The organism is Campylobacter sp. RKI_CA19_01116, from assembly GCF_025771405.1.
In the GTDB taxonomy this organism is placed as follows: Bacteria; Campylobacterota; Campylobacteria; order Campylobacterales; family Campylobacteraceae; genus Campylobacter_D.
The window spans coordinates 1-9,061 of sequence record NZ_JAKMQF010000014.1 but is presented as its reverse complement, the minus strand read 5'-3'; the positions used below and the strand labels follow the sequence as shown (position 1 = coordinate 9,061).

General features: G+C 23.2%; 11 protein-coding genes. 6 read left to right on the top strand and 5 right to left on the bottom strand.

Going from position 1 to position 9,061, the window contains the following annotated elements; all coding sequences use genetic code 11:
• The 5 genes from L8U41_RS07715 to L8U41_RS07695 all read right to left on the bottom strand — a co-directional run.
• Positions 1 to 1,694, bottom strand: a 1,694-nt coding sequence (locus L8U41_RS07715) for a class I SAM-dependent DNA methyltransferase (protein ID WP_263728247.1), incomplete at its 3' end; no start/stop codon positions are given.
• 157 nt (positions 1,695 to 1,851) lie between these two features.
• Positions 1,852 to 2,121, bottom strand: coding sequence for a type II toxin-antitoxin system YafQ family toxin (locus L8U41_RS07710; protein WP_087691199.1), 270 nt, complete (start codon positions 2,119 to 2,121; stop codon positions 1,852 to 1,854).
• The gene (locus L8U41_RS07705) at positions 2,111 to 2,395 is read right to left on the bottom strand and encodes a hypothetical protein (RefSeq protein WP_263728245.1); all 285 of its coding nucleotides are present in this window, start codon (positions 2,393 to 2,395) and stop codon (positions 2,111 to 2,113) included. The genes L8U41_RS07710 and L8U41_RS07705 overlap by 11 nt, the downstream gene beginning before the upstream one ends.
• A 466-nt stretch (positions 2,396 to 2,861) precedes the next feature.
• Entirely contained in the window at positions 2,862 to 3,296 is a 435-nt protein-coding gene (locus L8U41_RS07700; RefSeq protein WP_263728244.1) for a hypothetical protein, read from the bottom strand.
• Positions 3,297 to 3,396: 100 nt separating this feature from the next.
• The gene (locus tag L8U41_RS07695) at positions 3,397 to 4,413 is read right to left on the bottom strand and encodes a replication initiation protein (RefSeq protein WP_263728243.1); all 1,017 of its coding nucleotides are present in this window, start codon (positions 4,411 to 4,413) and stop codon (positions 3,397 to 3,399) included.
• Between the two features lie 393 nt (positions 4,414 to 4,806).
• On the opposite strand from L8U41_RS07695, the gene L8U41_RS07690 reads away from it, so the two are divergent.
• The 6 genes from L8U41_RS07690 to L8U41_RS07665 all read left to right on the top strand — a co-directional run bounded on the left by L8U41_RS07690 (position 4,807) and on the right by L8U41_RS07665 (position 8,947).
• A complete protein-coding gene (locus L8U41_RS07690; protein WP_263728242.1) occupies positions 4,807 to 5,244 on the top strand; it encodes a hypothetical protein in 438 nt (145 codons plus the stop codon).
• Positions 5,245 to 5,264: 20 nt separating this feature from the next.
• Complete coding sequence (locus tag L8U41_RS07685; RefSeq protein WP_412175034.1) at positions 5,265 to 6,467, top strand: toll/interleukin-1 receptor domain-containing protein; 1,203 nt, start codon at positions 5,265 to 5,267, stop codon at positions 6,465 to 6,467.
• Positions 6,468 to 6,620: 153 nt separating this feature from the next.
• The gene (locus L8U41_RS07680) at positions 6,621 to 7,304 is read left to right on the top strand and encodes a ParA family protein (RefSeq protein ID WP_263728240.1); all 684 of its coding nucleotides are present in this window, start codon (positions 6,621 to 6,623) and stop codon (positions 7,302 to 7,304) included.
• An 11-nt stretch (positions 7,305 to 7,315) separates the two neighbouring features.
• Entirely contained in the window at positions 7,316 to 7,516 is a 201-nt protein-coding gene (locus L8U41_RS07675; RefSeq protein WP_263728239.1) for a plasmid mobilization protein, read from the top strand.
• Between the two features lie 437 nt (positions 7,517 to 7,953).
• On the top strand, positions 7,954 to 8,181 hold the full coding sequence (locus L8U41_RS07670; protein WP_263728238.1) for a helix-turn-helix transcriptional regulator: 228 nt from the start codon (positions 7,954 to 7,956) through the stop codon (positions 8,179 to 8,181).
• The gene (locus L8U41_RS07665; RefSeq protein WP_263728237.1) at positions 8,168 to 8,947 is read left to right on the top strand and encodes a hypothetical protein; all 780 of its coding nucleotides are present in this window, start codon (positions 8,168 to 8,170) and stop codon (positions 8,945 to 8,947) included. The genes L8U41_RS07670 and L8U41_RS07665 overlap by 14 nt, the downstream gene beginning before the upstream one ends.
• Positions 8,948 to 9,061 lie beyond the last annotated feature (114 nt).

The window sequence follows — 9,061 nt, the reverse complement described above, 5'->3', positions numbered from 1 at the left end:
ATGAAATTTTTTTGAAAACATTGATAATTTCCTTCTATATTAAAAGATGTTATTTTCATATAATAGTTCATAACTTGCGAATTTAATATTTTTTTTAATACAGATATGTCTAATTGTATTTTTGGAATTAGTGCATATCCGTTACAAAATAGAGAACCAGTTTTATCTAATATAAAATTAGGTGATATGTTGAAAGTTTTTGTTATTAATTTTTCTCGGAATATCTGCATCCCTTGTTTTCTACCCCAGCTATAAAACAGATCAGAATTGTCAGATCCTGATCTGTTTTCTAGTGTTTTTTTATTTTGTAAGAAATAAGAATAAGTTAGTGGATATTGTTTTTTCATAGTATACTCATCTATTAGCTGGTATTGTCCATTAACTATTTTATATGGAAAAATAATATATCTTTGATTATGATGTAAATCTGATTCGCTATTAATTTCTGATATTTTAATCGCTTTTTTTAATATATCTTTTTCAAAATTGCATATTTGTTCTGTTTTTAATAAGAAAACACTATCTTTTAATGTTGCAAATCCTACTTTTATATCCACAATATCTTTTAATTTTAAAGGCATTTGTTGTTCTATTTTATGTATATTATCTAAATGAATACTTGGCGCCAACCTCCATTTTTTTGGATTTAGTGTTTTTGTTTGTATGGAAGAAAATGAAATATTTTCTCTTAAACTTTCTTGGGTCCCAGTATTCCAACTAAAATTTATATTTTCTGTTTTGCTAAAATCTAAAAATAACAAACAAGTATATGCAGATATATTATTAAAAATAATTTTATCTCTAAAATCAATAATTGTGTGAATATATTTATTTTCACATAGCCAACTTCTAATATTTGCAGCAGCTAAAGAAGTAAAAAGATTATTTTGCGTAATGCAACCAAGTATTCCTTTGGATTTTTTAAGTAGTTTTTCACTTGCCAATAAAAATAAAATGGCTGTACTGAAACTTCCAGAAGCAAAATTTTTATATTTATTAATTAATTGATTTTTATAATCTTTTTCTATATTTTGTAATTTTACATAAGGGGGATTTGTAACTAAAATATCAATGTGAGAAATACCCAATTTTTTAAATATAGTGGATTCATCACAAAGTAGAGTATCAGCACAGATGATAGTGTTATCTAAGCTTTGTAATTCCTCGTTGTGATTTTGTAGAAACAATTCGATAATAATTTTGCAATAAGATACAGATTTACTATCGATATCTATTCCTTTAATATATTGCAAGGACTCTTTTAGCGACATATTATATTTATGTGATAATTGAGTTATACATTCTATCAAAAAAGAGCCACTTCCGCAACAAGGGTCACAACAAATAGGAACATTTTTATTCTTCCATTGTTTTAAACAATAGTTTATTATATATTTGGTTACAAAATTTGGAGTATATACTATTCCATAATTTTTCTTTAATTTATTATCAATAATACACTCAAAAGAATATATTAGTTCATATATATCAAAAACAGAAAGTTTGAATTCTAATTTTTTTAAAAATAGCAAATCAAATTTATTATATTTTATGCATTCATTTCCCGAGATTGAAATCTTATTTTTAGTTGCAAAAAACATTATCAATGTAGATACTAAAGTATTTTCATCTAAATATTTTTTTGCATTTTTTATAATATTAGATATAGTTTTTTTTTGGCATTTATTTGTCAAAATTTATCTTCCTAAAATCAAGATATAATCATCATTTTACCATATTTTTATGCGAATTTTAGCAAGTACTTTACATGAAAATAAAGCTTAAATAAATTTCTTAAACATTTACTAGATGATTTTAGGGCTATTTTTGAAAGAATATGATTGTATTCTGCTAAAAAGTGTTATTGTGGTTTCCTAAACTAGCTAGATATAATTCTAAAATGTCGTTGTTTTTGCGATAAATTAGTAATAAGTCAGGTTTTATGTGGCATTCTCTAAAGCCAATATAATTTCCTTTTAGTGCGTGATCTTTATATTTTGGTTCTAAAATTTCATCATTGGCTAATTTTTCTACAATTTTATCGATTAAAATTCTATCTTTTGAGTTTGCTTTTTTATAGTTTTGTTTATATTTTTTAGACAATGTAATTTTATAAGACATCCATAGCCTTTTTATACTCTTTAAAATTTTTATAAGTTTCTACATTTCCATTTTTGTAATCTTCAATTGCTTCATCTAACTCAGGTATTTTTCTCTCTCTTTTTTTTACTTTTTTTGTGCTAAAAGAGCTTTTTAATTTCTTTTGCAAAAATTTAAAAAGCTCTTCGTTTTCTTTCAATTGTAAATTTAATTTTTCTGCTCTTTTTTCTGCTAAAGAAAGTGCATAAACTAATTGCTTTGGAGTTGCGTTTTCGTATTTAGAATAATCATACATTTTTTTAATTTCCTTTTTTATTTTTTTTGATTATATCTAAAACAAAAAAAAGCAAAAATAAAATTAAAAATGTAACAGAAAAATTAAAAAGAAATGTTCAAAAAAAATTAGAAAAGTTCAAATAAAAAAGGTAATAAAAAAAGTTGAATTCCGGAAATAATGCAGGATAACCGCCTTTACCGGCGTAATTTAAGTCAAAAGTGCGATAAAATGGCACTTTAAAGACTGATTTTTTTCATTTGTGAAAAAAATAAAAAAATTAGAAATTTTTTTTCTTGGAATCACTAAAATTTTTTTCAAGAAATATCGTTCAAAAAATTTCAATGCGAAAAAAAATTTTAGTGAAAAGTTTTTAAAAAAAATTTGGAAAAATTTAATCAAAAATTACGAACTTTTAAAATCATTTTTTGATGAAAAAATTTCAATTTTCTTTGTATTTTTTTCTGATTAAATTAATTTTAAAAAACTATTTTTTTTGATTTTCTAATTGTTTTTTGACTTTTTCATATTCTAAGTATTCTAATGGAAACGCATAACAATCTTTTTTAGAATAATTTGGAATTTTTTCTCCTATTTTGATATTCTCATCATAATTATTACAATTGATACCTACTGGGATAATTTTATTATCATTTGTTTTTCCATAAACCCAAAAATCAAATTTGTGAGAAAATTTTTTTCTTTTAATTAAATTATCATAATCTTCGCCAAAAACTTCTGCCGTATTTTTTAAGCTATAAATTTCTTTTAATTTATTAACCTCTTTAACATAATCTAAAGTAACTTTACCACCCATTTCTTTAATCTCTTCTTGGCTTAATTCTTGCAAACTGCTTCCACCACAACCTGCCAAAGCTAAAACTAACCCCGCACCTAAAATAACTTTTTTAAAATTTTTCATTTTTTTCTCCTTTTTATTTAGATATAATTGCTGTGCTTGCTATGTTTATAGCAAAGCCTTTATGTGGATTTCCGCCAAGAGTAAAACTCAAGGCGGATTTTTAATATATATTGCTTGTGAATGTTTTGATCATTTTAAAAAATTGCTCTTTGTCGTTACATTTCCAAATTTTAGTATTGTATGAAATTAAATTTCCAAGCTCATCTTCTTGTAACTCCACTGCGTTAAAAGTAAAATCGTAAAAATCAAAAGAGTTACTTTGATAGATTTTTTCTTCGTATTTAAATCTAATTTTTGATTGACACAAGTTATTGCAAGTCATTAAGATTTTATCTTCATCGCTTGCATTCTTTATTATTTCATTTTCGATTTTTTGTATTGTAATGTTTTCTGGTTTAAAAGTAAATTCAATACCGACAACCTTACCACCCCTTCCTCTTGATTTTATTTTCTTTTTTTTAAAAGTTAGATTTTTAAAAGGCACTCTGATTTGATCAAAAAGATTTTTTTCTTTAGTAAGTTCTTTAATGGCTGGTTTTAAAATCCATTTATCAATTTCACTTTGGCGATAAGTTTCTGGTATATCTATAATTCTTTTAAATTCACTCCACTCAAAATAAGCTTTTCCTGTTGTTCTATATTGTTTTAAAAGGCGATAAAGAGTTTTTGTGTATTTTCCACTTAATGCTACAAATTCGGCTAATTCAAAAGATGTAAATTCCTTTGTCAAAGAATTAACCAGATAACTAAAATCTTCATTAACTTTTATTTCTATCTCTTCAAGTAATTTATCACTATTCCAAAAAGTTACCTTTTCAAATAAATTAACAAAAGTTTCACCAGTTCTACCCTTTTCATCTTTAATCAAAATTGTAAAATCAGCCTTAAAAAACTTGTAAAATAAGTTTTTCATAAGGCTTTTAAAATGCTCATTGTCTTTTAAATTACCTTGTAATGCAATTTTTTTCAATTCTAAAACAGGAAATTTAATTGTTTCTTTATGACCTTTTTCTTTAATTTGTAAAAAAATTGCACATAATAAATTTTGCTCTAATTCGTTAAAACTTGGCAACTGAATTTTATTAAAATCATTATGATATTTAATAATATCACTCATTCTCTCTCTTTTTTATGGATTTCCGACTTGAGTAAAATTCAAGGAGAATATTTTATTATAATATATTAAAAATAGACTGTCAATAATTTCTACCCTTAATATTCTTAATTTCTACCCTTAATATTCTTAATTTCTACCCTTAATATTCTTAATTTCTACCCTTAATATTCTTAATTTCTACCCTTAATATTTATCTATATCTTGTTATATAGTGATTTAAAGTATCCATAAAAATATATAATAATATAAAAATATATAATAAGTTTAACATGTAATCTGTTAAAAAATAATATATATTTTAAAGAAGACAAATATAAAAAATTAAGATAAATTTTAACTAATTTAATCAAAGAATACTATAATTTGAAAAAATTTATCAGAAAGTTACTAGAAATGAAAATAGAAGATAAATTAAAAATTCTTACAGAAGAAGTAAAAAATTTACAAGAAATTATAAAAAGAATGGCTACAAATTCTTTAGAAATAAAAAAATGGACAGTGGCTTTAGTTATAAGCACATTAATCTTAAAATTTGAGTATAAATATATAGCTTTTATTCCTCTTATTGCTTTTTGGATTTTAGATTCTTATTATTTAAGACAAGAAAGATTATTTAGAAAAAAATATGAGGAGATTATTGCTACAAGAATGTATAGTGATGAAAATTTTTTTAATGTAGATCCAGAAAAATATAAAAAAGATGTTAAATCAACTTTTAAAATTTGTTTCTCTGTAAGTACACTCCCATTTTATGGAAGTATATTTGTTATTTTAGTATTTATATTTATTTGTAACCATTTTGATTTATCTTTTTTTACTTATAAGACTTAAATTAATTTTTTTAATAAGGTATGATTTTGTCTGGAGTAACTAAACATATTTTTGAAAAAGATATAAAAGATATACTTTATATGTGGAATTGTCAACTTAAAACTATTGTGCCAATTTTACCAAAAGTGTATACAAAAGAAGATATAATTGAATTACTAAAAAAATATTACCCACATGAGTGGAAATCCGTAGAAATAAAATATAATTATTACACAATAAAAGATCGACATATTAAGAGACATAAAAAAAGAATTAGATACAACATGCAAAAACCAAATTCTTTGATAAAAAATGTTTCTCTATTTAAAAAAATTATAAATAAAGAATATCAAGAACAACATTACAAAAAATATAATGAAATATATAAGCAAAATATGGAAAACCAATTATGGGATAAAAGGTTTCCAAAAATAGATAGAATAGATAAAAAAATAAATAAAGCATTATCAAAAACACAACAAATGTGTCCTAGTTTTTTTGATAAACTTATTGGTTTTTATGAAAGAAAAAATACATCACAAAGTGATAGAATGTATATTCTTGCAGAGCTGAAAAAATACTATTCAAATAAAATAATTCAATTTTTTTTTAAATTAAATGACACGGAATTAAATAAACAGTTGCGTGTAAGCGCATTTTATCATTTGCAAAGTTTTAATTATCAACCAAGACTTAGAAAACAAAAATATATGCAAATTCATACTAAAAATAAAAAGAGGAAGGAATTTTTAAAAAATATTTATGCAAGAGAACGTTCCCGTATAAAAGGAAACCCTCAAGAACTTGAATATCGTATAAATAATGCAAAAGAAGAGCAAAAAATAAAGGAGTATGATTTTTTTATTTCGCATAGTTATTTAGATGGTGAAGAAATTCAAAAATTAATAGCTTTTTTAAATAGAAATAATAAAAATGTTTTTTGCGATTGGATATGTGATAATGATTACCTTAAACGAAAATTACTTTGCAAGGAAACTTTGAAAGTTTTGGAAAAAAGAATGGAACAATCTAAAGCAATGATTTTTGTTGAATCAGATAATTCAAAAAAATCACAATGGTGTAAATATGAACTGAATTATTTTTATAATTTAAAAAAGCCAATATATGTTATACCGAAAAACTTTATTCAATTAGGCAACTTTGGAATAAAAGCAATAGATGATTTATGGTTTATTGAAGAAAATTTAGAACTATCAAATTTAGTTAGAAAGCTTTTAATTTGACTTACATTCTAGATTTGATATTTTTATATACATGTGATTTATTTCTTTAATATATTTAAATTATAGGTAAGACTGAAAAAATATACTTATTTAATATAGAATTTATTTATTATATATATAATTATAACATAATAAATATATAAAGAATATATAATGATTATATCTATTTGTAACGAAAAAGGTGGTAGTGGAAAAAGTACTTTAGCTGTTAATTTATCTTTAAGACTAGCTGAAGATGGTGATAGTGTTTTGTTGTTTGATAGCGACCCGCAGAGATCTACTGAAGTTTTTATTGATATTAGAAATAGTTCCAACTTAAAACAAAATTTTAAGCATAGCTTTGATATTAATTTATTGAATAATAATTTTAACAATGAATTAAATAGATATGATGCTATTATTATTGATACAGGTGGTAGAGATAGTAAAGAAATGAGAAAAGCTATGCTTTTGTCCGATGTTATAATTATACCTACAATAGCTAGTCAATATGATGTAAGTGTTCTTGATCATATGTTAAATGTATATAAAGAAGTTAAATCGATAAATAAAAATATTATACTGTTAATATTAATTAATAGAGTTTCTCCTAATCCATTTTTAATTAAAGAACTAAATAATTTAATAGATTATATTCATGAAAAAAAAGAAACTTATTGTTTGAATGATGTTTTTTTATTGGAAAGTGTTTTATATGAAAGACAAGCTTATAAAAGAGCTGTCATAGAAGGAAAGAGCATTTGTGAATTTTGTGATAAAAATGATAAGGCTTTGATGGATTTTGAAAAATTTTATCAAGAAGCTTTGCAAACAATAAAAAATAATATAGAAATATAAAGGATTGGTAGATGGGATTTAAAAGTATTAATAAAGAAAAAGCAAGCATTAGTTTTATTAATGATGCTCGTGGAGACAAAATCAAAACACAAAAAAGAGATAAAAAAATATTAGTTAGTTTCACGCAAGATGAGTATGATCGCGTGAAAGAAAGTGCTTTACAAATAGGTATGGGGGTTAATCAATATATAAGATATAAATTATTTATATAAAATATATAATAAATATATATAAGATATAAATTATATTTTATATTGAAAATTATTATTTTCAATATTTGTTTTTTTAAAAAAATATGGATATTTCATTATTTGAATACTGTTTGTATTTGTATTTAAGTTTAGGAATAAAATATTTAAAACTTAAAATCATGGAAAAATAGGGCTCTGCTATTTTAAGATTTTAGAAAACTTAAAGATTGGATCTGTTAATAATTGAGCTAAAAATATTTTTGTTAATAACACTTTTATAAAAGTATAAATTCCTTTGAAAGGATATAGTTTTAAACTAATAACTACTAAATATTCTAATTATTTTAGCAATTAATACTCCTGTAAAATTCTTTGTTATTTTTGAAGAAGATAATTGATATAAAAACAGACTATAGTATGTTGAATTTTTATTTTATGAAAAAATATAATTATAAATAATGAATGATGGAAATAAAATAAAATTAAAAATATTAGCAAATACTATAAAAGAAAAAAGATTATTAAAAGGACTAACACAAGAGCAATTAGCATATCTAAGCGATCTTGATAGGACTTATATTGGTATGCTTGAAAGATGTGAAAGAAACCCTTCATATTTAACTCTTGTAAAAATATGTAAAGGGCTTGATATTAAGTTAGTGGAATTATTCAATGAAAATCAGTGAGCTTCAAAATAGATTAAATAACATTCAGAAAAAATTACACAGTATAATACGAAAAAGAGGCTTAAAAGGAAAACAATCTTATATTAGAAGTTCAAAGTTAATATTTGAAATACATGAAGTAGTTAAAATTAGCTTAAAAGAAGAACTGGAAAAGCATTATAAAAACACAGAGTTTGCAATTCTTCCCCCAATAGGTAAAAATTCGCCAGAACTTACAATGGAGGGTTATTTAAAAAACAAAAAACAAGATATAGTAGTATTATTCCGTAACTATGATATTGAAAAATCAATTGTTATAGGAGTTAGAAGCCAACTATCTTCACTGAATAAAAATTTTGATACCCTTATGGAAAGAACTTTCGCAGAGACTCTTAATCTGAGATTAAGAAATTCAGAACTTATTATGGGAGAAGTATATCTTATACCAGCAAAAGAATATAATGAAAAAGCAATGGAAGATTTTAAGGTTGAATTTAAAAAAACAAACTTAGATAAGTTTATACAAATGTTTGATAGGTTATCAAATAGAGTATCAATACCTCCTCTTAACCCTTATGAGATATTTAAATATAATTCAACTGCGTTGATAATCTCAGATTTTTCACAGAAACACGGTGTTAAATTATACACCAATGGAAAAGAATTATTGAAAGATGGCTTAATATCATCTCAAGAAATTGCTAAAAAATTCGATAAATTATCCCCCATAAAATTTACTGAAAGATTAATAAAACATCATTCATATATACTCCCCAAAAATTCCTGATAATTTATATCTAAATTATATAATTTCATAAGATATTTTTCTAATTCTTCATCATTATGAGTAGATATAAATTCAATATTATGTTTAGATAGGTTAGGGATTCCAAAGTTTTCT